This is a genomic window from Asticcacaulis machinosus (assembly GCF_028550435.1).
GTDB lineage: Bacteria > Pseudomonadota > Alphaproteobacteria > Caulobacterales > Caulobacteraceae > Asticcacaulis > Asticcacaulis machinosus.
In genome coordinates this window covers 158,684-184,137 of sequence record NZ_JAQQKV010000003.1, presented here as the reverse complement: position 1 = coordinate 184,137, position 25,454 = coordinate 158,684, and the positions used below count along the sequence as shown (strand labels likewise).

General features: G+C 57.0%; 24 protein-coding genes. 12 read left to right on the top strand and 12 right to left on the bottom strand.

The window, feature by feature from the left end; all coding sequences use genetic code 11:
- Positions 1 to 40 precede the first annotated feature (40 nt).
- A complete protein-coding gene (locus PQU98_RS14385) occupies positions 41 to 1,381 on the bottom strand; it encodes a globin-coupled sensor protein (RefSeq protein WP_272745653.1) in 1,341 nt (446 codons plus the stop codon).
- Between the two features lie 242 nt (positions 1,382 to 1,623).
- Here PQU98_RS14385 and PQU98_RS14380 point away from each other — a divergent pair, with 242 nt between their 5' ends.
- From PQU98_RS14380 to PQU98_RS14370, 3 genes are all read left to right on the top strand, one after another.
- Positions 1,624 to 2,877: an alpha/beta hydrolase family protein gene (locus PQU98_RS14380; protein ID WP_272745652.1), complete on the top strand. Its 1,254-nt coding sequence runs from the start codon at positions 1,624 to 1,626 to the stop codon at positions 2,875 to 2,877.
- Positions 2,878 to 3,066: 189 nt separating this feature from the next.
- The gene (locus PQU98_RS14375) at positions 3,067 to 3,573 is read left to right on the top strand and encodes an SspB family protein (protein ID WP_272745651.1); all 507 of its coding nucleotides are present in this window, start codon (positions 3,067 to 3,069) and stop codon (positions 3,571 to 3,573) included.
- 37 nt (positions 3,574 to 3,610) lie between these two features.
- The gene (locus tag PQU98_RS14370; RefSeq protein ID WP_272745650.1) at positions 3,611 to 5,809 is read left to right on the top strand and encodes a serine hydrolase domain-containing protein; all 2,199 of its coding nucleotides are present in this window, start codon (positions 3,611 to 3,613) and stop codon (positions 5,807 to 5,809) included.
- Positions 5,810 to 5,859: 50 nt separating this feature from the next.
- On the opposite strand, the gene PQU98_RS14365 is transcribed toward PQU98_RS14370, so the two are convergent.
- From PQU98_RS14365 to PQU98_RS14330, 8 genes are all read right to left on the bottom strand, one after another.
- Positions 5,860 to 6,267, bottom strand: coding sequence for a hypothetical protein (locus PQU98_RS14365; protein ID WP_272745649.1), 408 nt, complete (start codon positions 6,265 to 6,267; stop codon positions 5,860 to 5,862).
- Positions 6,268 to 6,289: 22 nt separating this feature from the next.
- Positions 6,290 to 6,646, bottom strand: a complete 357-nt coding sequence (locus PQU98_RS14360) for a RusA family crossover junction endodeoxyribonuclease (protein ID WP_272745648.1) — start codon at positions 6,644 to 6,646, stop codon at positions 6,290 to 6,292.
- Complete coding sequence (locus PQU98_RS14355) at positions 6,643 to 7,248, bottom strand: hypothetical protein (protein ID WP_272745647.1); 606 nt, start codon at positions 7,246 to 7,248, stop codon at positions 6,643 to 6,645. The genes PQU98_RS14360 and PQU98_RS14355 overlap by 4 nt, the downstream gene beginning before the upstream one ends.
- Before the next feature lie 3 nt (positions 7,249 to 7,251).
- Complete coding sequence (locus tag PQU98_RS14350; protein ID WP_272745646.1) at positions 7,252 to 7,419, bottom strand: hypothetical protein; 168 nt, start codon at positions 7,417 to 7,419, stop codon at positions 7,252 to 7,254.
- Between the two features lie 53 nt (positions 7,420 to 7,472).
- Positions 7,473 to 8,273 carry a peptidylprolyl isomerase gene (locus tag PQU98_RS14345; RefSeq protein ID WP_272745645.1) on the bottom strand — a complete coding sequence of 267 codons (801 nt, stop codon included), beginning with the start codon at positions 8,271 to 8,273 and terminating at the stop codon, positions 7,473 to 7,475.
- The gene (locus tag PQU98_RS14340; RefSeq protein ID WP_272745644.1) at positions 8,273 to 10,567 is read right to left on the bottom strand and encodes an ATP-dependent helicase; all 2,295 of its coding nucleotides are present in this window, start codon (positions 10,565 to 10,567) and stop codon (positions 8,273 to 8,275) included. The genes PQU98_RS14345 and PQU98_RS14340 overlap by 1 nt, the downstream gene beginning before the upstream one ends.
- 211 nt (positions 10,568 to 10,778) lie before the next feature.
- On the bottom strand, positions 10,779 to 11,018 hold the full coding sequence (locus tag PQU98_RS14335; RefSeq protein ID WP_272745643.1) for a ribbon-helix-helix domain-containing protein: 240 nt from the start codon (positions 11,016 to 11,018) through the stop codon (positions 10,779 to 10,781).
- A gap of 159 nt (positions 11,019 to 11,177) precedes the next feature.
- A complete protein-coding gene (locus tag PQU98_RS14330) occupies positions 11,178 to 11,375 on the bottom strand; it encodes a DUF4169 family protein (RefSeq protein ID WP_272745642.1) in 198 nt (65 codons plus the stop codon).
- 332 nt (positions 11,376 to 11,707) lie between these two features.
- Between PQU98_RS14330 and PQU98_RS14325 the strand changes: the two genes are divergently transcribed.
- The 5 genes from PQU98_RS14325 (at position 11,708) to PQU98_RS14305 (ending at position 16,035) form a co-directional block, all read left to right on the top strand.
- Positions 11,708 to 12,106, top strand: coding sequence for a YccF domain-containing protein (locus tag PQU98_RS14325; protein WP_272745641.1), 399 nt, complete (start codon positions 11,708 to 11,710; stop codon positions 12,104 to 12,106).
- A gap of 45 nt (positions 12,107 to 12,151) precedes the next feature.
- Entirely contained in the window at positions 12,152 to 13,114 is a 963-nt protein-coding gene (locus PQU98_RS14320; protein ID WP_272745640.1) for an alpha/beta hydrolase, read from the top strand.
- 194 nt (positions 13,115 to 13,308) lie between these two features.
- Positions 13,309 to 13,446 (top strand): hypothetical protein, encoded by a 138-nt coding sequence (locus PQU98_RS14315; protein ID WP_272745639.1) that lies wholly within the window; start codon positions 13,309 to 13,311, stop codon positions 13,444 to 13,446.
- Between the two features lie 4 nt (positions 13,447 to 13,450).
- Positions 13,451 to 14,341, top strand: a complete 891-nt coding sequence (locus tag PQU98_RS14310) for a GIN domain-containing protein (RefSeq protein ID WP_272745638.1) — start codon at positions 13,451 to 13,453, stop codon at positions 14,339 to 14,341.
- Positions 14,342 to 14,409: 68 nt separating this feature from the next.
- Positions 14,410 to 16,035 carry an FMN-binding glutamate synthase family protein gene (locus PQU98_RS14305; RefSeq protein ID WP_272745637.1) on the top strand — a complete coding sequence of 542 codons (1,626 nt, stop codon included), beginning with the start codon at positions 14,410 to 14,412 and terminating at the stop codon, positions 16,033 to 16,035.
- Here PQU98_RS14305 and PQU98_RS14300 read toward each other — a convergent pair.
- The 3 genes from PQU98_RS14300 to fumC form a co-directional block, all read right to left on the bottom strand.
- Complete coding sequence (locus PQU98_RS14300; RefSeq protein ID WP_272745636.1) at positions 16,032 to 16,592, bottom strand: PH domain-containing protein; 561 nt, start codon at positions 16,590 to 16,592, stop codon at positions 16,032 to 16,034. The two genes, PQU98_RS14305 and PQU98_RS14300, sit on opposite strands and share 4 nt — an antisense overlap.
- Positions 16,593 to 16,653: 61 nt before the next feature.
- The gene (locus PQU98_RS14295; protein WP_272745635.1) at positions 16,654 to 17,328 is read right to left on the bottom strand and encodes a phytanoyl-CoA dioxygenase family protein; all 675 of its coding nucleotides are present in this window, start codon (positions 17,326 to 17,328) and stop codon (positions 16,654 to 16,656) included.
- 7 nt (positions 17,329 to 17,335) lie between these two features.
- Positions 17,336 to 18,730: a class II fumarate hydratase gene (fumC, locus tag PQU98_RS14290; RefSeq protein ID WP_272745820.1), complete on the bottom strand. Its 1,395-nt coding sequence runs from the start codon at positions 18,728 to 18,730 to the stop codon at positions 17,336 to 17,338.
- Between the two features lie 371 nt (positions 18,731 to 19,101).
- On the opposite strand from fumC, the gene PQU98_RS14285 reads away from it, so the two are divergent.
- The 4 genes from PQU98_RS14285 to sodC all read left to right on the top strand — a co-directional run bounded on the left by PQU98_RS14285 (position 19,102) and on the right by sodC (position 25,389).
- Positions 19,102 to 21,447 (top strand): glycoside hydrolase family 127 protein, encoded by a 2,346-nt coding sequence (locus tag PQU98_RS14285; protein ID WP_272745634.1) that lies wholly within the window; start codon positions 19,102 to 19,104, stop codon positions 21,445 to 21,447.
- Positions 21,431 to 23,008 carry an alpha-N-arabinofuranosidase gene (locus PQU98_RS14280; protein WP_438263885.1) on the top strand — a complete coding sequence of 526 codons (1,578 nt, stop codon included), beginning with the start codon at positions 21,431 to 21,433 and terminating at the stop codon, positions 23,006 to 23,008. Before PQU98_RS14285 ends, PQU98_RS14280 begins: the two co-directional genes overlap by 17 nt.
- A gap of 19 nt (positions 23,009 to 23,027) precedes the next feature.
- On the top strand, positions 23,028 to 24,605 hold the full coding sequence (locus tag PQU98_RS14275; RefSeq protein ID WP_272745632.1) for an alpha-N-arabinofuranosidase: 1,578 nt from the start codon (positions 23,028 to 23,030) through the stop codon (positions 24,603 to 24,605).
- A gap of 265 nt (positions 24,606 to 24,870) precedes the next feature.
- Positions 24,871 to 25,389: a superoxide dismutase[Cu-Zn] gene (gene sodC, locus PQU98_RS14270; protein ID WP_272745631.1), complete on the top strand. Its 519-nt coding sequence runs from the start codon at positions 24,871 to 24,873 to the stop codon at positions 25,387 to 25,389.
- Positions 25,390 to 25,454: the final 65 nt, after the last annotated feature.

The following is a 25,454-nucleotide window of genomic DNA, read 5'->3' as shown; positions in this document are numbered from 1 at the left end:
TCAGGCGCCTGGCAACAGAAGCCTGTCACTCCCTCAAAATCTAGCCTGCCCGCAGGGTCTTGAAGAAGCCGTCGACATAGCGGCTCAGGTCTTCGGACTGCTCATTGAGCATACGCGTCGCCTGATCGACCTTGGCCGTGGCTTCGCCGGTATCGCCCACAGCGGAGTTGAGCGATTCGACATTGCCGGATAGCTCCGCCGCACCATTTGAGACGCTGTGGATGCTGGCGGTGATTTCGTTGGTCGCCGTCGATTGCTCTTCCATAGCCGCGGCAATGGCGGTGGCGGTGGCTTCGACATCGCCGATGGACTCGACGATCCGGCCAATGGACTCAACCGCCTTACCCGTCGATTGCTGGATGTCCTGAATCTGCTTGGCGATCTCGGTCGTCGCACGCGCGGTCTGATCGGCCAGTTGCTTGACTTCGGTGGCCACAACCGCAAAGCCCTTACCGGCATCACCGGCGCGGGCGGCCTCAATGGTCGCATTGAGCGCCAGCAGATTGGTCTGGGAGGCAATACCCTGAATCAGTTGCAGGATTTCCCCGATTTTAAGCACCGAGGTCGATAGCTGCCCCACCTCCTGAGATGACGTTCCGGCCATCTGAGCCACCGTGCGGATGCCGTGGGACGCGCCGTGCACCTGAGAGGCGATTTCCTGAATGGCCTTGCTCATCTCCTCAGAGGCCGATGCCACCGACGACACATCCATGCTGGAGCGTTGCGCGATGCTGGCCACGCTTTCGGAGCTGGTCTGGGCGACAGTGACGACCGAGTTGAGCACCTGCGAGGTATTGCCCAGATCATCTGTGCTGCGGTTGACGTTTTTCAGTATCTCGTCGAGCCGGACTTCAAACTCACCAATCGCGGTTTCGATGACTGTATTTTTGCGGTTCAGTTCACCGACCACCGCGTCCTGATAGGTCGAAATGGCGATATCGAGATCAATGAACACCGCCTTATTGACAGCCACCAAAGCAGCGGCAGATTGTTTGGTGTTGAAGCGATAATGGTTGACAATGATTTCAGCCAGAGCGTCGGTGACATACTGATAGGCGGCAATGTACCAGCGCGGCTCCAGCCCGATGCGGTAGTGGGTATTGCCGATGCGGTAAGAGCTTTGGAAATACTCATCGGAAAAACCGGAATTAAACAGGCCCTGCCAGTGGCGTTTTTGCGCGGCCTTCAACGCCGGCTCACGGTCACCAATCATCCGCCCCAGCCCCTCATCGGTGCGGACATGGCGATAAAAGCCGTCCAGAATCCGGTCAAGCTGCGGCTCAATAAATACCCAGACCCGTTTCAGGGTAGCTATATCGGCGGCTTCGATACGGGCGAATGCCAGACGCTGGCGGGTGGTTTGGGTGGCAGCGTGGGTCAATACAAAAGCCCCTATAAACAGCATGGATTACCAAGGCCGTTTTCAACCTGAAATGGTTAATAAAGATTTTCTGCGAGATACTCTCAAAACCTCCACAACCGCAGATAGTCAACCCGTTACCGCAAATGACGCCCCTGAAATAACAACGTTCGGTTATATTTACATAGCCCGCCAAACCTGACAGAACTAAGGCACTGTTTTTACTGAATATATAATACAATAAGGTCATCAGGGGAGCCAGAATGAAAAAAAATTACGCAACATTGCTCATTTTGGGGGCTCTGACACTGGCCAAAGGCGGGATCGCACAGGATATGTCCGAGTTGCCGCCCGCGCTGGGCCCCAAGGTTTATAAGGGCGTAAGCCTGCCGGAAGTCCGCAGCTATCATGAATGGCATAATCTGCGCGCGCCCCTGCTGAAATCCATATTTCAAACCGAAGTCTATGGCCGGCTGCCCACGCCCAACTCACTCAACCTGATCTCGAAAACCACGGTCGATGAAGCTGCATTTGGCGGTCTGGGGCGGCTGGAAGAGGCCGTTTTGACCTCGGATGCGCACAAGGTGCGACTACATGTCGCCTATGTTGTCCCCAAAACCCCCGGTCCGCATCCGGTCGTAATCGTCACAGCCTTTTGCGGCAATGGCTCTACCTTCTCAGATAATCGCCTAAGCCTGCCCGCCGGTGGTCTGCCGGAATTTTGCGCGCGCTTTAAGAACATGCCGCCATCGGCAACAGATGATCCCGATCCGTACCTGATCGCGCCACCGGTTGAGGCTTTACTTAAGCGCGGCTATGCGGTCGCCAGTTTCTCAACCGCAGACATTGTCATCGACGATAAGGCCACGGCCATCATCCCCCTGCACCTGCTGAACCCCACCGCCCCGCCGAATGAGCGGCTGGGGGCAATCGCGGCGTGGGGCTGGGGCTATTCAAAGGTGATCGATTTTCTAGAAACCGACCCGCGCTTTGACCCGAAACGTCAGGCCATTTACGGCCATTCGCGCAATGGCAAGGCCGCCATCTCGGCGGCCGCCTTTGATAAACGCATTGATCTGGTGTTCGCCCATCAATCCGGCCGCGGCGGGGCCAGCCTGTCGCGCAGTCCGGTCGGTGAGCAGGTCTCCAACATCACCGGCGGCTTTCCGCACTGGTTTGCGCCCAACTATGCCCGCTATGGCGACGATCCAAACCGGTTGCCGGTCGATCAGCACGAACTGATCGGCCTGATTGCGCCGCGCCCACTGTTGCTTGGGGCGGGCGTGGATGACCAATGGGCCGATCCCGAAGGGGCCTGGCAGGCGGCCATCGCGGCCACGCCGGTGTATCAGCTATCCGGCCATAAGGGTCTGACCCAGACCACACGCGAAACGCCGAACCTGAGCGCCGATATCGCCTATTTCCTGCGCCCCGGACGGCATGGCACGACCTTGAGCGACTGGGGCCGGTTCATGGACTTTATGGATGCCCATTTCAAAACACCCCGCAAACCATAAACACGCGCCCGCCCTTTAAAGGGCTGTGCTTCTGACCACACTTTTTTGAGGATTTTTATCAAACTCACGCCAATTTGCTGTTTTGTTTATCCATGCCTGTGTTAAGTCTCGAAACAGACCGTGAGCCGGACTATTGAGTCCCGCTCATCCGGCGTTTTCCGATCATGGCATACCCGTAAAGGCATAAGAATGAGCGACGATCAGATCAGCATGGACCATATGGACTATGCAAACCTGACACAGACGGCCCTGAGAGGCGTAATCCGCTCAGCGCTGACACGCGCGACCACGCCCGAAGGCCTGCCCGGCGAACATCATTTCTATGTCACCTTCCTGACCCGTTTTGAGGGCGTTCAGGTACCGGCCGATTTGCTGGCCAAGTATCCGCATGACATCACCATCGTCCTGCAACACCAGTTCCGCGATCTTAAAGTGCTGGAAAACCTGTTTACAGTGACTTTAAGCTTTGGCGGCGCGCCCAAGGTTTTGGTGGTGCCCTATACCGCCATCACCCGCTTTTATGACCCCAGCGTGCAGTTCATTCTCGAATTCGACGTGGTTGAAGGCGATGAGGATGAGGACGATCTCAGTCAGGACCTCAGCATCACGCCGATGGCGGACACCGACAAGCCCGACACCCTACCCGAAGACGCTGGCCCGAAGGTCGTTTCCCTCGATCAGTTCCGGAAAAAATAGCCACTTAGCTAAGATAAAATTACAGATGCCCGCGCCTATGCCCCCAGGTTTTTTGCCCCGCCTTTCAAAAACCCCCGGCCTGTGCGGTGCACTGGCAGGTCTGGTTTTGGGCCTGATGGGCCTACAGGCAGCCGCGGCGCCGCCATCCGAGACCGCATCGCCTCCCGCTATAGTCTCGCCCTCGCCCCTTGCCCCACCGGTGACTTCACCCGTTCAGGCAGCGCCCGCACCGGCGAAACCGGCACCCCAAAGACCTCGCCCCAACTCCGTCACAGCGCCCGCGCCAAACCTGCCCCCTGCCAGTGCCGTACCCGCCAGTGCCGCCGATATCGAAGCCTTCACCGACAGCGTTATTCCGGCCCTGATGAAGCGCGATCATGTGCTCGGCACCACAGTGGCGATCGTACAGGGTGGTAAGCCCCTGCTGATCAAGGGCTACGGCTATGATCGCCTGAGCCCGGCCCGCGCCACTAACGGCTATACCAGCCTGTTTCGTCTGGGATCGATCACCAAGACCTTTACCTGGATCGTGGCTCGCCAGGAAATTGAGGCCGGGCGCATCAAGCTTGACGCGCCCATTGCCGACTACCTGCCGCCGGATATTTTCCGTGAGGATCGCCGCTATGAGCCTTTGCGGATGCGCGACCTGATGGCTCACACCACCGGCTATGAGGACACAAGTCTTGGGCATCTGTTCAGCCTTGATCCCACCCACTTGCAAAGCACCGATTCGTATCTGCGCCGCCATACGCCCATGCGGGTGCGCGATCGCGGTCAGTTCTCCAGCTATTCCAATTTCGGGGCGGCGCTGGCGGCCATGACGGCTGTGCAAACCTCAAAGGCGCGCGATGTTCCCGGTCTGATGGAAGCGCGTATCTTTAAGCCGCTGGGGCTCAACCACACTACCCTGCGTGAGCCCTACAACCCCGACACCTCTCTGAGTGAGCTGCCCGCACCGATGGGCCGCGATCTGGCCGCCAATTTATCGAGCGGCTTTTTGTGGGACGGCGCCACCTGGCAGACCGAGCCCTTTGACCACAGCATCGCCATGTCCGGCGCGCTGGGCGGGTCATCAACCGCCGCCGACATGTCACGCTACATGGCGCTGCTGCTCGGCAACGGCCAACTGGACGGCGTGCAGATATTTGGCCCGTCATCGGCCAATGCCTTCCGCAATCCGCTGCTGAAACTCCCCAAGGGCTATAACGGCTGGGCGTCGGGCTTTGTGATGCGTGAGCATCCGTCCGGCGTCATGACCTATGGCCACGGCGGGGCGACCCTGTGGTTCAATGCCAATATGATTCTGGTGCCGGAACTTGATATCGGCATATATGTAGCCGCCAACACCCAGACCGGAGAGGCTCTGACCGAAGCCTATCCCGACCTGCTTCTGGCTCACCTCAAGGGGGATGCGCCCACCCACGCGCCGCTTCGCCCGGCCAGCGACATGAGCTACGGCAGTCACCGCGCCTATTATGACGCCATTTCCGGTCAGTATGCCTCGACCCGCCGCGCCTATAGCGGCCTTGAGGGGGCCATCACCCGTCTGATCAATACGGTCGATGTCGCCTTTGATGCCAATGGCCGCATGATCCTGTCGTCCGGCGACGGCATGGCCGCCTATGTGCCCGCAGGTACGTCCGGCTTTTTCCTGCCCGAAGATCGCGGCAACTCCGGCACCGGCCTGAATTCCGGCAGTCTGCGCGTGGCGTTTAAACCCGAAGGCGGCAGAGCCCTCGCCTTTGAGACCTCATCAAATATGACGCGCTATGAGCGCATCGGCTGGGTGCATCAGCCCCAGACCCTGGGCGGCTTTACCAAGCTGGTGCTGGTCAGTTGCCTTGTTATGCTGGTCGGCCTTACGCGCCAGCACCATCAGAACAATCCGACCGAGGCCCAGACGCGCGCCGCGTGGTTATCCTATGGCATTGCGTTTATGTGGCTTTTGGCCATCTGGGCATTCAGCGACTGGCGGGCCGGACTGGGCTCCGATCCGTCCAGCCTGTTTATCAACTGGCCGAGCGGTATGGTACGTATGGCCTCCGGTCTGGCCTTCCTCGCCGCCCTTGGCACCGCGCTACAGTTCGCCCTGATGTTCTGGGTGTGGCAGGACGCGCAGTACTATACCGATGGCTGGTCGCTGACGCAAAAGATCGGCCACACGGCACTGATGGCGTTCTGGGCGCTGTATAGCCTTATCCTCATCATGTGGGGCGCTCTGACCTGGTGGAGCTAAAAGGCCTCGCCCAAAAGTTTTACCCTTCGGGTAAATACATTTTGGCCGACTTACCCGGCTTCAAAAACCTGAAGCATCATATCGGCACGGTGCTCATCATCGGGGCTAAGCATACCTGAATTAATCGCCCCCTGAATGACATAGGCCTCGGTAACGGTTCTGATTACACCGCGTTTAAGTATCCGCTCGTGGCCTTTGCCATATTTCGCGATCATCCATTTAACGGTCGGCAGCCCCTGCGCTTCCAGTGCCTGTTCGATAGCCGATAGCCGCTCTTGCGAAAGGTCATTGGCAAATTCAAAAACATCAGGGATAGTCGCCTTAATACTCTTACGCTTTAGCGTATCCGACATCCCGTAAAAATGGTTCAAATCCAAATTATAGGCACCATCGGACTGTAAGTTTGTAAACACCCCGAAGAATGTCAGGTGCTCATCAAGCGTGAACTCTTTTGTCATAATCTCCCCCCTTCAGAACTGATTAGCGTTTAAGGGCATAGACCTTGATGTGGATCTGTTCGCGCTCGCCCTCATGACGTTCAACCAGAAGCCGCGCGACCTGGCTGTCATCGTGGAACACAAAGCCCTTGATGGCATCCAGCAAAGCCTTGGCGAGGTTATCAAGGTCCATCCACGGCGGATCGCCAATGTGTTCCATGCGGATTTCTACGCCGTAGTCACCGTAAGCCGGACGCGCACCTCTCCACTCTTTACGAAAAAACTCATAGACCAGCGGCTTATAATAGCGCCCCTGCGTGGTGAGGCCGTCGATCAGGATTTCAATCCCCTCATCTGTCTCCCGCGCCCGCACTTTTCCCGAAGCAATCCAGTCTGTCATTGATTTTTCTGTGCCAGCCATTCGGTCATAAGGCCAACATCATCGGCATAGGTCAAATCCACCAAAGACAATTGCTTTGCCTCAATCATGATGGGTAAGTCACGCGCAAAATTATCAAACTCATCCGCGATAACCTGACCTCCGGGTACGGTTTTGCGCCGCGAAGCCCGCCGCAGCCATGCCGCTATATCAATAATCAGCCTACGGATATCACCATCGTGGGCGTGAATATCCTGCCCGGCTATATCGGAAATGAACTGCTGATACCTATAGGCAGAGCGATCAAAGATGATCGCCTTTTTCGCCCCCTGCTCAGGGCCATATTTTTTAGCCCCCAGAAACAGGCCCAGTTCAAACGGCATATTAAAGCGCGGCAAGCCCGACGCTTCATCTAGTTCAGTCTTGGAAATATCATGAATGCCGTATTTGCTTTCGGCAATGATCCGGCAAATCTTTTCAAAACGAACATCCCCCCCGTCATCATCTTCACGCGCACATCTGGGGATGAAACCACTGCGGATGACCGTAAAGATTATGGCTTTGAAATGCTGATCATAGTCATCCGAAAACGGACAATTAATGAAAACATCCTCAGATTTCATTTATCAGGCGCTTTTAGCCAAGGCTTTAGCCACGGCCTCACGCAGTTCCGCTTGCGTAAAATTCGTGGCTTTACGACGCGGGGCCAGAATTTTCACGCCGTCCTTGGTCACCCCAAGCACCTTGGGGCGGCTGTCTGCCTTTTTAAACGATTTGGGCGCCTGCATGTTCATAGGTTCAATATCCGCCCGACACCTTAAAAAATCAAGTCAGCTTTCAAAATAACCTAACGCGCCCGCACGGGCACAGCTATGTCACAGACTGAAAAATCTGCGCCGCGTTCAGCACGTATCGCGGTCACATGAGCCTTAAACGCCGCCCCGTCCGTATCCATGATTTCAAGTTTGGGCTGCTCTGCCGCAGTCATATCGGCCATGATCCGTACCTTTTGCATGGCATCCGGCGCGGACGGCGGTTCACCGGTATTCAGCGCTTTGACCACCTCAAAACCCGACACCACACGCCCGACCACCGTATAGTCCCGATCCAGCCGCGACACATCCGACAGGGTAATATAAAGCTCGCTATTGGCCGAATTCTTGGGCTCATCATCACGTCCCATACCGACGACACCGGCGCAGTGCGTTCCCCACGCGCGCACGGCACCGGTCTTGATATGATAATCATTGGTCGAGGCAAACGGGGTCGCGCCAACAAAGCCAACCGTACCCGTCACCGGCCGCGCCACCGTATGATACTGCGTCGTTTTCAGATTGAACACAGCCTCCAGCGCAAGGTTCGGCAGGTCGCTCTTGCCGCCATCCTTATTGTTCGGGTTACCGGTCTGCGCCACAAATTGCGGGATGACGCGGTGGAACAACAACCCGTCATAAAATCCACGCCGCGTCAGAGTTTTAATGCGCTCGACCGCCTGCGGGGCCATTTCAGGTGACAGGGCGATAATCACCCGCCCCTTCGACGTATCAACGACCAGGGTATTGTCGGCATCCAGCGGCTTCCAGTCCGCCGCTTGCGCACTACCGGCCATCATCAGGGCCACAAACCCGATCCCCCATGCTCTCATCATCACGCCTTTTCCACAAAGCTGTCCATGACCTTTTTATCGCCGGTCTCAAAGCGCACAATCAGTTTATTGCCTTCGGTTTCCTTAACCTCGCCATAGCCGAACTTGACGTGGAACACCCGCGTACCAACCGTCAGCCCCTTGGACGGCTGAGGCTTGGCGGGTGCCGACGGGCGGTGCGGCTTGGGCTCAAGTCGGCTCATATCAACGCCCGACAAATTACCGCCAAAGGCTTTGGGTTCCTCACGCTTGGTGTAGTTCGGCTGATAGCCCGCCCGGTCCCAGCGCGATTCCTGCGAGGTCCATCCGGCCTGAGCATAGCCCGTCTGCGACACAGCCTCGACATGTTCAATTGGCATTTCATCAATAAACCGCGACGGCAGTTGTGAGGTCCAGCGCCCGTAAACCTGCCGGTTAGCCACAAAGCTGATGCGCGCCTCTTCGCGCGCACGGGTGATGCCGACATAGGCCAGCCGACGCTCCTCCTCAAGGCCGCGCAGACCGCTTTCATCCATCGACCGCTGCGACGGGAAGATACCCTCTTCCCAGCCGGGCAGATAGACCACCGGAAACTCCAGCCCCTTGGCGCCGTGCAGGGTCATGATCTTGACCGAATTGGCCCCGGCGTCGCGCTCCAGTTCCATCACCAGAGACACATGTTCCAGATAGGCCATAAGATCCTCGAAATCGGCCATCGAATTGACCATTTCCTTGAGGTTATCCAGCCGCGACTGCCCCGACACCTTATCGGCACGGTGCATGTCATAGTAACCGGCATCGGTCAGCACGGTATCAAGCAGCATGTCGTGCTTGATGGTTTTCGCCAGCTCGCGCCAGCGGTCATAGTCGCGCACAAACGCGGTCAAAGGCGTACGCGCGCGTGTCGGCAATTCATCGGTATCGATCAAATCGCGCACGGCGGCCATCACACTTTGGCCCGCCACCCGCGCCTGCATCAAAAGCTTTTGCACCGTCGCGTCGCCAATGCCGCGTTTAGGCACATTGATGATGCGCTCAAACGCCAGATCGTCGTCCGGGGACTGGATCAGCCTTAAGTACGCAATCGCATCACGGATTTCCGCCCGCTCGAAAAAGCGCGGTCCGCCGATCACCACATAGGGGATTTGCAGCATCAGAAAGCGCTCTTCAAACGCCCGCATCTGAAACGAGGCCCGCACCAGCACCGCCATGTCCTGATAGGCGCGTCCGGCTTTTTTCTGCTTTTCAACATCCTCGGAGACCCACTGGGCTTCGGCCGCAGAATCCCAGATGCCCTGCACTAAGACCTTCTTGCCCGCCTGATCCTCGGTCCACAGGGTCTTGCCCAGGCGCGCGCTGTTGGCCTTGATCAGCCCCGCCGCCGCCGCCAGAATATGCTTGGTCGAGCGGTAATTGCGCTCCAGCCGGATAACTTCGGCGCCGGGATAATCGCGCTCGAACTTCAGGATATTGTCAACCTCGGCCCCGCGCCAGCCATAGATCGACTGGTCATCATCACCGACGCAACACAGATTACGATCGGCATTGGTCAATATCCGCAGCCACAGATACTGGGCGACATTGGTATCCTGATACTCATCGACCAGAATATACTTAAACCGCGCATGATATTGCGCCAGCACTTCATGGTACTGTGTGAAAATCTTGAGGGTATGCAGCAGCAGATCACCGAAATCGCAGGCATTGAGCACCCGCAAGCGATCCTGATATTCGGCGTAAATCTCTGCCCCCTTGCCGAATGCAAAATCAGCGCCTTCGTCATTGAGTTTGGCGACCTGATCCGGCAACAGCCCCTTATTCTTCCACTGGTCGATAAAATGCGCCAGGGTCTTGGGCGGAAAGCGCTTGGTATCAATCCGGCGGCCTTCGATGATCTGCTTGAGCAGGCGCACCTGATCATCGTCATCCAGAATCGTAAAGGTCGATTTCAGCCCAACCAGCTCGGCATGGCGGCGCAAAATCTGGGCGGCAATCGAATGGAAGGTCCCCAGATTATAAAGTCCGGTCGCGGCCGGCCCGATCAAACGCTCGGCCCGCTCACGCATTTCGCGCGCCGCCTTATTGGTAAAGGTCACGCACAAAATCTCAGACGGCCGCGCCAAGCCCAGCTTAAGGATATGCGCGATCCGGGTGGTCAGCACGCGGGTCTTGCCCGTGCCGGCCCCGGCCAGCACCAGCACCGGGCCGGTCACGGTCGTGACGGCCTTGAGCTGTTCGGGGTTAAGCCCGCTCAGATAATCCGGCGCAGATGCGCCCAGATGGCTTGAGGCCTGAACGCTTATAGGAATTGCACTCATGTATGAACCATAGCTTAGGGCATTCGCATAACGAAGCCGATGCGGCGGAGCCGTCACGCCGATACAGCGCGCGAGTCACGTTTTGTTCGCATCATAAGCCGATTTTTAGCCGCGATCCAAATCATATCGCAGTTTATGCTCACACAGCGCAAATCCCACCACCCGTTAGTCTTTTTAAGAAACTAACAGGTGGTAAAAAAGCGGTGCAAAATCAGGCCTTCTTCTTTTTCAGGCCACCCGCCTTGGTCTGCACGAAGGCCAGAGCCGACAAACGGCAGAATGATGCCAAAAGCGATTCGCCACGCTTGGAATCCAGATCCGCGATCAGGGCGGCCAAACTTACCCGTCGCTCCTTGGACATATCTTCAAGAACCGTCCAGAATTCCGGCTCCAGCGCCACGGATGTGGCGTGTCCGGCAAGGTTAACAGAGCGTTTTTTTAAACCAGGCATGGGTTTCCTCCAGCGTCACGACGTCTTACCTCGACAGCGTTTGTTTCTTTGAGTTTTATACTGTACTTGGATGAGGTACATTTAATCATGTTTACCTACGGTATTATAAGACCACGCCCTCAAAGGCTAATTTAAAGCATGGCCATTTATTGTTGAACACTATTCCTTTTTATTACCATCGGTCGTGTTTAGCAATCGTTGATCCAGTTTTTTTGATTCCTTAGCTACCTTTTCTATTTCAGCTTTTCTAATTTTGGTTGAAGTTCCAAATATTATACGGTTTTCGACCGCCTTTTTACGCTTCTCAGTCTTTGCTTTCGCCTTACGCACCTTATTCAGATTGATAATTTCAGACATGATAACTATTCTCATTACTATAAAGACAAATCACAACAGCTCCAAAGCACCAGAATTCATAAAATCGTATGTTTTATACTTAAAAACAAACAGCACCCATAAGCGCATTTTACCTTTCATGCGTTCTTTGCACGCAATTGCAGCATAAACCTACCGCCTGCGCTCACTGAACTTAAGTAAAGCCACAACAAAATGCCGCCTTAAGCATCGACTACATGATTAATTATACGCTCCCTCCGATACCGCATAAATCAAATTTAACGTGATTGCCGCAGCGGTTACCCTATAGTGGTCGCATCTGTATTTTCCCCCCTTCACTGGATGAACCGGACATGACCCTAATCCTGAACATACTGTGGTTTATTTTTGGCGGCTTTATTTGCGGCTGCCTGTGGCTGCTGGGCGGGTTCTTTCTGGCTATCACCATTATTGGCTTGCCCTGGGCGATGGCGGCCTGGCGAATCGCCGGCTTTGCCTTCTGGCCGTTTGGTAAGGAAATTGTTGACCGTGATGACCACACCGGCCGCGCCGATATCGGCACCGGCGCGGTCGGCCTGTTGCTCAATATTATCTGGTTTGTCTTTGCAGGCTGGTACATAGCGCTGGCCCACCTGATCACCGCTATTGGCAGTGCCATTACCATTATCGGCATCCCGTTCGCATTTAAGAATGTCCAACTGGCACAACTGGCCCTGGCGCCGATCGGCAAAAAGGTGGTTGAAAAGCGCTGAACGCTCAGACACAGTACCTGAATATAATATAGTCAGGGACAGTTCATGCCGATTGATCGCCGCCACATTTTGGGTGCAAGCCTTTTGGCGGCCCTGCCGCTGCCGGTGAATTCGCAGAGCCCGCCCCCCTCTCATGACAGCCCCCCAAAAGATAGCACAGAAGTCCTGCCCCTGTGGCCTAACGGACCGGCCGGTAACCTCAATCCCGCCCGTCAGGAAGTCTCAACCCCGTCCGGCAACACCAAACGCTTCGTCACCGGCGTATCGCAGCCGCGTCTGACCATCTACCGTCCCCCAAAGCCCAATGGCGCCGCCATGCTGGTCATTCCGGGCGGGGGCTACCGCTTTGTATCCATAGACAACGAAGGCCATGAGATTGCCCGCTGGCTGGCGGCCCACGGCGTCACCGCCTTTATTCTGACCTACCGCCTGCCCGCTGAGGGCTGGGCCACGCCTCATCTGGCCCCGCTGGCCGATGCACAGCGGGCGATCAGGCTCATCCGTCACCACCATAAAAGCTACAGCATAGATCCTGACCGGACGGCGGTGATCGGCTTCAGCGCGGGCGGCCACCTGTGTGCCTCCCTTGCCACCCTGTTTGACCATCCGGCCTATACCCCCGTCGATACCGCCGACAGTTTAAGCGCGCGCCCGGCTCTGTTTGTGCCCATCTATCCGGTGATATCCATGACGGCAGGCACGGCCCATTCCGGCTCGCGTACCAACCTGATCGGCGCGTCGCCCAGCGATGAGGCCATCGAAAAGTTCTCACTCGATAAACAGGTCAGCCCCGCCACGCCGCCCGCCTTTATCGCCCACAGCGAAGATGACGCCACAGTGCCGGTCGCCAATGCCCTACTGCTGCGTGAGGCGCTCAAAGCCCACAACATAAAGGTCGAAACCCACCTGTTTGCCGAAGGTGGCCACGGCTATGGTCTTAACTCACCCAAGGCGAAATGGGGCGATCTGTTTTTAAGTTTTGCGCGGGCCAGAGGACTTTTGGCTTAAGCGTCAGGGGGTTGCACGCCCGCGAAAACATTACAAAAAATTCATATTAACACATTGATTTTATTTAATATATTAAATCCGCGTCATGACATCCATTTAATTTGAAACCAAACCATCCTTACGGCATTTAGGGGTCAGTTCCGAAGCAAACCCGCTTCAATCTGTACCCAACCCTAATCTCAAGGATGTTTAAAATGACCACCCCTATCTCACCGTTTATCTATTCGTTTGCCGCTCTGGCCCTGGCCTTTTCGCTGGTCACCATCAGTCCGCAACCCGCCTCTGAGCGCGCGCTTTACGGTGCCACCGCCGCTGCCGACCGCAACGGTTAAGCCCATGAAGCCCGGTCTCATCTGCCTCTTTCTCGCCACGCCGGTTGTGGCGGTCTGCGCCCTTAGCGCCCGCGCTGAAGCCGCCACACAACTGGAGCTTAAGGACATGGCGGCTCGCGTCATCGTCACCCCCGAAGACCGCGCCGACATCGACCTCAAAGTCAGGAACAACCCGAACCTGCCGAAAATTACGGTCAGGATGAGCGGCGACAAAATGATCGTCAGCGGGCAATTGGCCCACAAGATCAAGGGCTGCGGCCGCGATGTCAAAATCACCGGTATCGGCACGGTTCGCTATGACGACCTGCCGGTGATCCATGTGCGCACTCCGCGCGACGTGAAATTGTCGGCCGCCAGCCCGACCTTTGGTGATATTGGCCAAAGCCGCTCACTGAAGCTGGCAATGTCGGGCTGCGGATCGTGGCAGGCCGCCCCGGTGGCGGGTAAGCTTAATCTGGCCAATTCCGGCTCCGGCGACATCACGGTTGCCTCAGCGGCAGAAGCTGATATTGCGGGCTCAGGCTCAGGTAAGATCACGGTCGGCGCCGTTCGCGGCCGCACCCATGCCGTCAATGCCGGATCAGGCGATCTGGATCTGGGCGATATCGGCGGCGATCTGTCGGTCAAAACGTCTGGCTCAGGCAGTTCAACCATCAACCGGGTGAGCGGCGATGTCGATATTGCCGGTGCGGGTTCGGGCCGCTTCATCTTACGCGACGGCCATGCTCCGCGCGTCAATATCAGCCTGGCCGGATCGGGCGACGTTCAGTTTGGCGGCACGGCCGGCGAAGTCGAAGCCTCAATCGCCGGTTCCGGCGATGTCCGCCTTGGCCGCGTTACCGGCAGCGTCAATAAGCGTGTGATCGGCTCAGGCTCGGTTAGGGTTGGGCCTTAAACACTGTCAAACAAGGTTCGCATCCATTTGCTAGTGTCCACGGTCAATAGACGGGGGAACGTGGGCACGTGGGCTTTACAAGATTTTTCATACTGCAACTGTGTCTGGTTCTGACATTGGTGTGTGCCGCCGCGGGGTACTACCTGCGTCCGGAGCTTTTCTGGCCCCTGATTATTCTGGTCCCCCTGAGCCTCACAGGCATTGGCGATGTTCTGCAAACTTCCCACTCTATCCTGCGCAACTACCCGATTATCGGCCACTTTCGCTTTATACTGGAGGCGCTGCGACCGGAAATACGTCAGTATCTGATCGAAGACGACCGTGACCCGGTGCCCTTCTCACGCGAACAGCGGGCACTTGTGTATCGGCGCGCGAAAAATGTCTCCGATAAACAGCCGTTCGGAACCATTCGTGATGTCAACGCCATCGGCTACGGATGGATTTCCCACTCCATGCGGCCATCGAAAATTCTTGTCCCCGATTTTCGTATCCATATTGGTGGGCGCGACTGCCTTAAGCCCTATCTGGCGTCGGTTCTGAATATTTCAGGCACCAGCTTCGGGGCGGTTTCGGCCAATGCCGTCATGGCCTTTAACAAAGGGGCGAAAAAAGGTGGCTTTGCTCAAAATACGGGTGAAGGTGCCATTTCGAAATACCACCGCAAATATGGCGGCGACCTGATCTGGCAGATAGCCTCAGGTTACTTCGGTTGCCGTACTAAGGACGGCCGCTTCGACCCCCAGATATTTAGCCAAACCGCCGCGCTTGATCAGGTAAAGATGATCGAGCTTAAACTCAGTCAGGGTGCAAAGCCCGGTCATGGTGGCGTTCTGCCCAAAAATAAGATCACCGGTGAAATCGCCCGCACCCGCCTGATCGACCGCACTAAGGATTGTGTATCTCCGGCGGCCCATCCGGAATTTTCCACACCAAGGGAGATGATGCACTTTATTGCCGATCTGCGTGAGCTATCTGGCGGAAAACCCATTGGCCTCAAACTGGCCGTTGGCCACAGAACCGAGTTTCTGGCACTGGTCAAGGCCATGCTGGCCACAGGGGTTACGCCCGACTTCATCACGATAGATGGTGGCGAAGGCGGCACCGGCGCAGCACCGGTAGAACTGTCCAACCATGTCGGCCTGCCGCTGGTCGAAGGCTTAAGCTTTGTCCACAACGCCCTGGTCGGGGCTAATTTACGCCCGCAAATAAGACTTGGGGCGTCAGGTAAGGTGGTGTCGGCCTTTGATTTTTGCCGGGTTCACGCGCTGGGGGCTGATTTTGTCATGTCGGCGCGCGCCTTCATGTTCGCGGCCGGCTGTATTCAGGCGCGGTCCTGCCACACCAACCACTGCCCGACCGGCGTCGCCACCCAGTCCAAAATCCGCCAGCGCGCTCTGGTCGTCTCCGATAAAGCGCCGCGGGTAGAAAACTATCATCGCAATACCCTTAAGGCTCTGTCCCAGATGCTGGAAGCCGCAGGGCTCAACCATCCGCGTGAACTCAGACCCTGGCACCTGCATGTGCGCGCCACGACCGGTGAGGTCGTGCGCGGCGATGTCGCCTATCACCATGTCGAGGCGGGATCACTGCTTGATGGCACCGCGCGTGAAGGCCTGATGAAACAGTGGCACCGCGCTCAGGTTGACAGTTTCGATCCTGTGGATGAGGCCACGGTCGAGACTCTGCTGGCTTAACCGGCATCCGATTTGATCAGATCAAGCTGGGCCTCAATCGCCCGCTTGCAGGCGATCGGATCGGCCATCGGCCCAAACTTGGTGGCCGATGAGCCGGTGCCGGTGACCGTAACCGTGCCGTAGTTGAGTAACCGCCCCAGAAAGCTTTGATAGACATGGATCGATTCGACCTTGGACAGCCTTTGTTCACTGGTCGTGCGGCTGAGCAGTCCAAACTTTGAAATCACCCGCCGGTCGGTCAGCACAAAGTCGGAATTATAATAATAAATCAAGGCCTTGATCAGACTCTGCACTCCGACCAGCACCGCGATCAATATGACGATGTGGGTTAATGACAAGGCGCTTAGCCAACCCAACGCCCGCGTGACCCGCTCATCCGCAAAGGTCTCACTCAGATCACCGGTGATGCGCACGCCAATAAACGTCCAGAAAATAGCCAGAAACACCGCCGTGCCGATCCACTTGGTGAAGGGCTCAAGGAACACCGCCCAGTGCACCTTTGCGTCATATAAAATGGGTTCCCCCGTACTCAAAGCCGTATCGACATACCGCGCCATATCATCCCCCCTGCTAAGACGGCTGACTATAGCCCGCTGCGAGGATTTGAACAGTCTCTATTTAGTCAAGCCCCCGCCACTTAAGCCCGCCCGGCAAGTCCGTTGCGGCATAGTCGATTTGCAGCACACGCCGGCGCTTGGGACTAAGCGCACGTTCGGAGGCATGAAGTATCAGGGTGGAGTAGGCCCAGACATCACCGGCCTGAGCCTGACAGTGATAAAGCGGCAGGTCACTGGCAATATCGGCCACCTTATCAGCGGCCACGCGCCCCAGACGGTGCGACCCCAGTGCCACTTTGAGCGGCGCATTATCAGCGGCGCAATCATCCAGATGCAGCCGCACCGTGACCATGCCCTCTAAAATCGCAACTGGTGGCTCAACATGAAGCAGACCATCCTTAACTGACCAAGGTCCAAAGCCCTCCACCTCAACGCGGTCACGAACCGATATGGTGCGATCCTGATGCCAGCCAACGCTCCAGTTCGTATCCGGCGTCTTGTCAAAAATAACCGCCCGCACGGGACGAACGGCCGAACCGATCAGTCTGCGGGTGATCTGCAAAAGTTTGCCGTTGGCAACTTTCTTAACCCACGTCCCATCTCTAAGACGTTTACCGGGGCGTCCCGCAATTGCAGGCTCCACTTCATTCCGCAATCGCTCAATCTCTGCGGATGAAAAAACGGCGCGATAAAACATCGCGCCGTCCTTATCAAAATCCAGATCCTGCGGATTCATGCGCTCCTTAACCCGGCGAGACCATGTTTTCCGGGCGGACGAACTGGTCAAATTCTTCATTCGTCAGGTAGCCGCCGCCGACGGCTTCTTCGCGTAAGGTGGTGCCGTTTTTGTGGGCGGTCTTGGCGATCTTGGCGCAGGCGTCGTAGCCGAGTTTGCCATTAAGCGCCGTAACCAGCATCAGGGAGTTTTCGACGCCCTTTTTGATGTTGTCGATGCGCGGCTCAATGCCGACCACGCAGTTATCGGTGAAGCTCACCGCCGCATCGGCCAGCAGACGCACAGATTGCAGGAAGTTATAGGCCATGACCGGATTATAGACGTTCAGTTCAAAATGGCCCTGGCTGCCCGCAAAGGTCAGCGCCGCATTGTTACCAAAGATCTGCACACAGACCTGCGTCATCGCTTCACACTGGGTCGGGTTGACCTTGCCCGGCATGATCGAAGAGCCCGGCTCGTTTTCCGGCAGGGCCAGTTCGCCCAGACCTGCGCGCGGGCCGGAACCTAAGAAACGGATATCGTTGGCGATCTTAAACAGCGACGCAGCGACCGTATTGATCGCACCGTGCGAAAAAACCATCGCGTCGTGGGCGGCCAGTGCCTCAAACTTGTTCGGAGCGGTCGTAAACCCCAGACCAGTGATGGCGGCGATCCGATCAGCCACGCCTTCCGCAAAACCGATCGGGGCATTCAGGCCGGTGCCGACCGCAGTACCGCCTTGGGCCAGTTGCATCAGCTTCGGCAGGGTTTGCGAAATGCGCTCAATACCATTGGTCAGTTGCTGGGTATAGCCACCGAACTCCTGCCCCAGCGTCAAAGGGGTCGCGTCCTGAGTATGGGTGCGGCCGATCTTGATGATGTCTTTCCAGGCCTCGGCCTTATCATTCAAAGCATTGCGCAGGGTCTGCAGCGCCGGCAACAGGCGATGATCGATCTCTTCGGCACAGGCGACGTGCATGGCGGTCGGGTAGGTATCGTTCGACGATTGCGACATATTGACGTGGTCATTGGGATGGACCGGCTTTTTGGTGCCCATCTCCCCACCCAGCATTTCAATGGCGCGGTTCGATATGACTTCGTTGGCGTTCATGTTCGACTGGGTGCCCGACCCCGTCTGCCATACCACCAGCGGGAAGTGCTCATCCAGCTTACCCTCAATGACTTCATTGGCAGCGGCGATCACGGCATTGCCTACGACGGGGTCAAGCTTACCCAGTGCCATATTGGTTTCCGCCGCCGCGCGCTTAACGATACCCAGTGCCCGCACCACCGGCAGGGGCTGCTTTTCCCAGCCGATCTTGAAATTGCCCAAAGAGCGCTGGGCCTGCGCGCCCCAGTATTTCGAGTTATCAACTTCAATCGGGCCAAAGGTATCGGATTCGGTGCGGGTGGTTTTGCTCATGGCAGCAGCCTCTTTAACGGTGTCTTCGGAAGTCGCGGAAGGTACAACGGGGACTTCGGGCGGCGGTTCAGCCTCAAATGTCTTAACCTTAGGCTTGTTCGACTTTTTCGATCCGAACAGCCCGCCAAACAACCCCTTGCCCATAGGTGCGCACTCCCGCAAAAATACGGAATTTGTCCTATGACCTCAGGCCCGAAAGTGCAAACCCTTTGTGCCGTCTGGCGAATTATTCTCAAATCCACAATTAGTCATACAAATTATCGCCAATTTTGCCTTGAAACCTGTGTCAGGGGTTGACCGCACGAAATTTTCCGCAATTATGTCGGACAAATACAAAGCCAAAAGGCACACTAAGCACCAGGGATGATGAGATGTTCACGTTTTCACGACGCGCGACACTGTTTACTGCGACCGCTTTTGCGGGCAGTGCTTCGGTTGCGCGCGCGCAGACGCCATCTGTCTCAAAGGCCGCATGGGCCCCCTTTCCGCTGGAGGCGGTGCGGCTTAAGCCCTCAATTTTCCTGACTTCGATTGAGGCCAATCAAAAATATCTTCTGGCGCTGGAACCCGATCGTCTGCTGCATAATTTCCGCAAAGGCTCAGGCCTAGAGCCCAAGGGCGCGCTCTATGGCGGCTGGGAAGCGCGCGGCATTGCGGGCCATAGCCTCGGTCACTATCAGTCCGGTTGCGCCCTGATGTTTGCCCAGACCGGTGATGTCCGCTTCAAAGAGCGCGCGCTCTACGTCACCCGTGAGTTGGCGGACGTTCAGGCCAAACAGGGCGATGGCTATGCCGGCGGCACGACGGTTGATCGCGGTGGAAAAACCATCGACGGCAAGGTGGTATATGAAGAACTGCGCAAGGGCGATATCCGCACCTCAGGGTTTGATCTGAACGGCGGCTGGGTGCCGGTCTATACCTATCATAAGGTGATTGCAGGCGCGCTGGATGCCCATAAATACTGCAACGATGAAGCGTCATTAAAGGTCGCCATCGGTCTGGGTGACTATTTCGGTAAGATCATCGAGGGCCTAAGCGACGAACAGGTGCAGCAGATCCTGCGCGCCGAACATGGCGGCATCAATGAGTCCTATGCCGAACTTTATGCCCGCACCGGTGACAAACGCTGGCTGACTTTGTCACAACGTCTGTGTCACAAAGCAATTCTTGATCCGCTGGCGCAGGGGCGCGACGAACTGAACGGCAAGCACGCCAACACCCAGATCCCCAAGGTGATCGGGGCGGCCCGCATCTATGAACTGACGCAAGGGGCGGATCATGCCAAAACCGCGCTGTTTTTCTGGGAAACGGTGACCAAGGATCATAGTTACGTCATCGGCGGCAATTCCGATCACGAGCATTTCGGGATGCCGCGCCAGCTATCGACCCGTCTGGATCAGCAGACCTGTGAGGCTTGTAACACCTACAATATGCTGCGCCTGACCCGGCACCTTTATGGCTGGTCAGGCGATGCGCGCTATTTCGATTTTTATGAACGCGCCCATCTCAACCACATCATGTCGCAGCAGGACCCAGCCACGGGCATGTTCAGCTATTTCTCGCCGCTGGTCTCAGGGTTCGGGCGGGTGCATTCAACGCCGGATAACGACTTCTGGTGCTGCGTCGGGTCGGGCATGGAAAGCCATTCCAAGCACGGCGAAAGCATATACTGGAAATCAGGCAATCGCGTCGCCATCAATCTCTACTACGCCTCCAGCCTGAACTGGGCCGAAAAGGGGTTCCGGCTCGATATGGACACGGCCTTCCCGCTGAAAGACACCGTGTCGATCCGCGTGACCGAGGCCCCAAAAAAAGGCGCGCCTGAACTGACCCTGCGCGTGCCAGTGTGGGCGAAATCAACGTCCCTGACCCTGAACGGAAAGGCCATCACCACCGCGCCAAAGGACGGCTATATCACCCTGACCGGCCTGAAAACCGGCGATGTGATCGCGCTCACCCTGCCCATGACGACCTATCACGAAGCCATGCCGGACGATACCAATCTGGTGGCGTACCTGAGCGGCCCTCTGGTGTTGGCTGCCGATCTGGGGCCGATGAGCGCGGCTTGGGAAGGGTATGATCCGGCAATAGTGGCGGATTCGGCGGACGGCGTGCTTAAACAGCAGACCGGCGATCATGTTTACACGCTGGCTAATGGCCGCCCCGATGACCTGTCTCTGCGTCCCTATTTCGCCCAACATAATAACCGCACGGCCGTCTATTTCCGCCGGTTTTCACCTGCCGAATGGCAGACGGTTGAAGTGGGCTACAAGGCCGATGCCAAGGCGCGCGCGGCCCTGCTGGCGGCCACCGTTGATCACATCCGGCTGGGTGAGCAACAACCGGAAAAGGATCACAATTTCGACGGCACCCCCAACACCAGCGTCATCAGCCATCTGGCCCTGCGTGGCCGGATGATGAACCGCGGTTACTTCCAGTTTGAAATGGCGGTCAGGCCCGGCCCATTGGCGCTTCAGGTCGTTTATGCCGGTCGCGATCGCAATAAGGATTTCCGGATTCTGATCGACGGCAAACCGTTTGCGCGCGAACGGCTGGAAGGGGATGCGACCACCACCATGAACACCAAAACCTACCCCCTGCCCTCAGACCTTATCGCCGGTAAATCCAAGATCACCGTGCGGTTCGAGGCCGACGCCAATCAGTGGACCTCGGTCTATGATGTGCGCGTATTTGAACTGGATGCTGCCCGTGCTTAAATCCGTTCTTACCGCCGCCCTTTTGCTGGCCACACCGGTGATGGCCGAAACCGTTAAGGTCGAGGCGACGCTTAAGGCCGATAAGGCTGGCCCTGTCATCAACCGCAATATCTATGGCCAGTTTGTCGAGCATCTGGGGCGCGGCGTGTATGAGGGCATCTGGGTGGGCAAAGATTCGCCCATCCCCAATACCCGCGGCATCAGAAACGATGTCGTCGCCGCCTTAAAGCACATCAAGGTGCCGGTCGTGCGCTGGCCCGGCGGCTGCTTTGCCGACGATTACCACTGGCGCGATGGTGTGGGCCCTGAACGCAAGCCGACGATCAATTCCAACTGGAACCGCCAGATCGAGCCCAACAGCTTTGGCACCCATGAGTTCATGGACTTTCTGAGCCAGATCGACGCCCAACCGTTTGTGTCGGTCAATGTTGGCTCCGGCTCGGTCAAGGATGCCCAGAGCTGGATGCAGTACATGACCGCCGAGCCCACAACCCCACCAGGGGCCGAACGGGCCAGGAACGGCCAGCAAACGCCGTGGAGCGTTCCCTATGTCGGCATCGGCAATGAAACCTGGGGCTGCGGCGGCCAGATGCGTGCCGATGACTATGCCTATGAGTTCCGCAAATATGCCGCCTATGTGAAGTCATCCTCCGGCAAACGCCCGTTCCTGATTGCCGTAGGGCCGGATACGGATGACTATGCGTGGACCGAGACCCTGATGAAAGAGGCCGCATGGTGGCGGCCGGCTGCGACGCCGATGATGTACAATATCGACCGGCCGATCATGGACGGGCTGTCGCTGCATTTCTACACCCTGCCGAGCAACACCTGGCAGAATAAGGGCGTGGCGACACAGTTCGGCGAAGATCAATGGATCTCGACGATGAAGCGCGCTCTGTTCATGGATGAGCTGATCACCAAAAACAGCGCCATCATGGACAAATACGACCCGCAGAAGAAGGTCGCCCTGATCGTCGATGAATGGGGCACATGGTATGACGGCGGCCCCGGCGGGCTTTATCAGGAAAACACCCTGCGCGATGCGCTGGTGGCGGCGGTGACGCTCAATATTTTCCATGATCATGCCGAGCGCGTGAAAATGGCCAATATCGCCCAGATGATCAATGTGCTGCAGGCCATGATCCTGACCGACAAGGACAAAATGATCCTGACCCCGACCTATCATGTCTTTGAGATGTATAAGGTTCATCAGGACGCAACCCGGATTCCGGTCAATTACACCGCGCCGGTTTATCGCTATGGTGAGGCTGAGGTGCCGATGATCAGCGTCTCCGCCTCCCGCGACAAGGCGGGTAAGATCCATGTCTCTGTCGCCAATCTCGATCCGAACCGCGCCATCGCGCTTGATCTGATCCTTACCGGCGTTAAGGCCAAAACCGTCACCGGCCGCACCCTGACCGCACCAGCGACCGACAGCCATAATACGTTCACCGCCCCGAATACGGTGACACCCAAGCCTGCAACCGGCGTAAAGCTTAAGGGCGACACCCTGACGGCAAATCTACCGGCTAAATCCGTAAGCGTCTTTGAACTTCAATAACAATAACCAGAGGATACCCATGCTGAAATCATTTACCGCTCTGGCGTTGACCGTCACCGTGGCCTTTGCGCCGCTGGTGGCCAATGCCCAGACGACAACCACCATTGAGGCGTCGCTTAAGGCCGATAAACCCGGCCCTGAAATTTCGCGCTATGTCTACGGCCAGTTTTCCGAGCACCTCGGCCTTGGCGTCTATGACGGTATCTGGGTCGGTGAGAACTCCTCCATCCCCAATACGCGCGGCATTCGTAATGATGTGGTGGCCGCCCTGAAAGCCATCAAAATGCCGGTCGTGCGCTGGCCCGGCGGTTGTTTTGCCGACGAATATATCTGGCGCGACGGTATCGGTGAGCGCGCCAAACGTCCGGTGCGCAAGAACAACTGGTGGGGCGGCACGCCTGAAGATAACCAGTTCGGCACCCACGAATTCATGGATTTCGTCGAGCAGGTCGGCTCGGAAGCGTACTTTTCCGTCAATGTCGGCTCATCCAACCCGACCGAAATGCGCGAATGGATCGAATATCTGACCTCGCCGGGCGATGACACTCTGGCTAAGGAACGTCGCGCCAATGGCCGCGATAAGCCGTTCAAAGTCCCCTTCATCGGCATCGGCAATGAAAGCTGGGGCTGCGGTGGCAATATGACACCGGAATATTACGCCAATGAACTGCGCCGGTTTGAGTCGTTTTACCATAAGGGCACGGATAACCCCGGCGTGCGTGTGGCCTCTGGGGCCAATTCGTTCGATGTCAACTGGACGGATGTGGTCATGAAAAATGCCGCCCGCCACATGGACGCAATCAGCCTGCATTACTACACAATCCCTACCGGCAACTGGACGACCAAGGGGGTAGCCACCGCCTTCCCAACGGCGGAATGGAATGCGACCTTCTATCAGACCATGCGCATGGACGACCTGCTGAAAAAGCATATTGCCGTCATGGATAAGCATGACCCGAAAAAGCGCATCGCCCTTTATGTTGATGAATGGGGCACCTGGTACGACGTCGAAAAAGGCACCAATCCCGGCCATCTATACCAGCAGAACACCCTGCGTGACGGCGTTCTGGCGGCGGCGAACTTTAACATCTTCCACAACTATACCGACCGTGTGAAGATGACCAATATCGCCCAGACCATCAACGTCCTTCAGGCCATGATCCTGACCGACAAGGAAAAGATGGCCCTGACGCCGACCTATTACGCGTTTAAGATGTACGTGCCGTTCCAGGATTCAATCCCGCTGCCGGTTGAGGTCACGGCGCCTACGCTTAGCGCCGGTAAGGACAAGGACGGCAAGGACCAGACCTTCCCCGCCTTTAACGTCACCGCCGCCAAGGCCAGGGACGGCAAGACCTATGTCGGTGTCGCCAATATGGACGCTGATAAGGGCTATAAGATCAATATCGATCTGGGCACGCTCAAGGCCAAAAAGGTCTCCGGTGATGTGTTGACGGCGGCAAAGCTTGATGCCCACAACGTCCCCGGTCAAAAGGAAGCCATCTTCCCGGTCGCCTATAAGGGCGGCAAGATTTCCGGCGGTAAATTGACGCTCGATGTTCCGGCCAAGTCGGTCGTGGTCGTCGCGGTGGAGTAAAACTCTCCTCCCTATCAAGCCTCCTGGCGAAGATGGGGAGGTGTCGAGTTTACGAGACGGAGGGGTACTTGTCACCCTAACCTTACCCCTCCGTCTTCCGCCGCTACGCGTCGAAATCCACCTCCCCACTTTGTAGGGAGGAGAAACGCAAAAAGGCCCGCCCTCACCGCCGGGCCTTTTTTTGTTACGGATCGCGCTTATTGTATTTTGATAATAATTCTCATATCAGTAGGATTAACCTCACAAATCTTTGAAAGGTAATATTATGCGCACATTCATGCTGGCCGCCGCTGCTGTGGCCCTGACCGCCGCCCCGCTGGCGGCTCTTGCGGCCACCCATTCCGGTGAGTTCAAAGGCACAGGCATTACCGGCACCGTGACCGTCACAGACGCGCCCAAGGGCGTGGTGCTGAAAATCGAAGTCGCGGGCCTGACACCGGGCTGGCACGGCATCCACTTCCATGAAAAAGGCGACTGCGGCGATGACAAATTCACCAATGCCGGCGCCCACGTTCATGAACACGGCCTGCCCAAGGTCACCCACGGCCTGCTGAATGCCGAAGCCAATGATTCCGGCGACCTGCCCAATATCTTTGCGCATAGCGACGGTAAGGCCACGGCCGAAATCTATTCGACCCTCGTGTCGGTCACGGGGGCCACTGGCCGTCCGGCCCTGCTCGATGCCGATGGCGCTGCGGTCGTGATTCACGCCAATGCCGATGACCACACCACCCAGCCGATCGGCGGAGCCGGTGCCCGCGTGGCTTGCGCGGTGATCAAGTAACGGCCTCTTCCATTGCGGTCAAAAAAAGCCCTCCGGAGATAATCCGGAGGGCTTTAAGTTTAAGG

What these genes read in the sequence shown, in the direction of transcription:
- PQU98_RS14355 (WP_272745647.1), bottom strand. Translation starts at nt 7,248, where the DNA reads ATGAAATCTGAGGATGTTTTCATTAATTGTCCGTTTTCGGATGACTAT.
- fumC (WP_272745820.1), bottom strand. Translation starts at nt 18,730, where the DNA reads ATGAGCAAAACCACCCGCACCGAATCCGATACCTTTGGCCCGATTGAA.
- PQU98_RS14320 (WP_272745640.1), top strand. Translation starts at nt 12,152, where the DNA reads ATGCCGATTGATCGCCGCCACATTTTGGGTGCAAGCCTTTTGGCGGCC.
- sodC (WP_272745631.1), top strand. Translation starts at nt 24,871, where the DNA reads ATGCGCACATTCATGCTGGCCGCCGCTGCTGTGGCCCTGACCGCCGCC.
- PQU98_RS14350 (WP_272745646.1), bottom strand. Translation starts at nt 7,419, where the DNA reads ATGAACATGCAGGCGCCCAAATCGTTTAAAAAGGCAGACAGCCGCCCC.
- PQU98_RS14330 (WP_272745642.1), bottom strand. Translation starts at nt 11,375, where the DNA reads ATGTCTGAAATTATCAATCTGAATAAGGTGCGTAAGGCGAAAGCAAAG.
- PQU98_RS14285 (WP_272745634.1), top strand. Translation starts at nt 19,102, where the DNA reads ATGTTCACGTTTTCACGACGCGCGACACTGTTTACTGCGACCGCTTTT.
- PQU98_RS14365 (WP_272745649.1), bottom strand. Translation starts at nt 6,267, where the DNA reads ATGACAAAAGAGTTCACGCTTGATGAGCACCTGACATTCTTCGGGGTG.
- PQU98_RS14300 (WP_272745636.1), bottom strand. Translation starts at nt 16,592, where the DNA reads ATGGCGCGGTATGTCGATACGGCTTTGAGTACGGGGGAACCCATTTTA.
- PQU98_RS14340 (WP_272745644.1), bottom strand. Translation starts at nt 10,567, where the DNA reads ATGAGTGCAATTCCTATAAGCGTTCAGGCCTCAAGCCATCTGGGCGCA.
- PQU98_RS14280 (WP_438263885.1), top strand. Translation starts at nt 21,431, where the DNA reads ATGCTGCCCGTGCTTAAATCCGTTCTTACCGCCGCCCTTTTGCTGGCC.
- PQU98_RS14360 (WP_272745648.1), bottom strand. Translation starts at nt 6,646, where the DNA reads ATGACAGACTGGATTGCTTCGGGAAAAGTGCGGGCGCGGGAGACAGAT.
- PQU98_RS14370 (WP_272745650.1), top strand. Translation starts at nt 3,611, where the DNA reads ATGCCCCCAGGTTTTTTGCCCCGCCTTTCAAAAACCCCCGGCCTGTGC.
- PQU98_RS14315 (WP_272745639.1), top strand. Translation starts at nt 13,309, where the DNA reads ATGACCACCCCTATCTCACCGTTTATCTATTCGTTTGCCGCTCTGGCC.
- PQU98_RS14310 (WP_272745638.1), top strand. Translation starts at nt 13,451, where the DNA reads ATGAAGCCCGGTCTCATCTGCCTCTTTCTCGCCACGCCGGTTGTGGCG.
- PQU98_RS14325 (WP_272745641.1), top strand. Translation starts at nt 11,708, where the DNA reads ATGACCCTAATCCTGAACATACTGTGGTTTATTTTTGGCGGCTTTATT.
- PQU98_RS14375 (WP_272745651.1), top strand. Translation starts at nt 3,067, where the DNA reads ATGAGCGACGATCAGATCAGCATGGACCATATGGACTATGCAAACCTG.
- PQU98_RS14275 (WP_272745632.1), top strand. Translation starts at nt 23,028, where the DNA reads ATGCTGAAATCATTTACCGCTCTGGCGTTGACCGTCACCGTGGCCTTT.
- PQU98_RS14380 (WP_272745652.1), top strand. Translation starts at nt 1,624, where the DNA reads ATGAAAAAAAATTACGCAACATTGCTCATTTTGGGGGCTCTGACACTG.
- PQU98_RS14335 (WP_272745643.1), bottom strand. Translation starts at nt 11,018, where the DNA reads ATGCCTGGTTTAAAAAAACGCTCTGTTAACCTTGCCGGACACGCCACA.
- PQU98_RS14345 (WP_272745645.1), bottom strand. Translation starts at nt 8,273, where the DNA reads ATGATGAGAGCATGGGGGATCGGGTTTGTGGCCCTGATGATGGCCGGT.
- PQU98_RS14295 (WP_272745635.1), bottom strand. Translation starts at nt 17,328, where the DNA reads ATGAATCCGCAGGATCTGGATTTTGATAAGGACGGCGCGATGTTTTAT.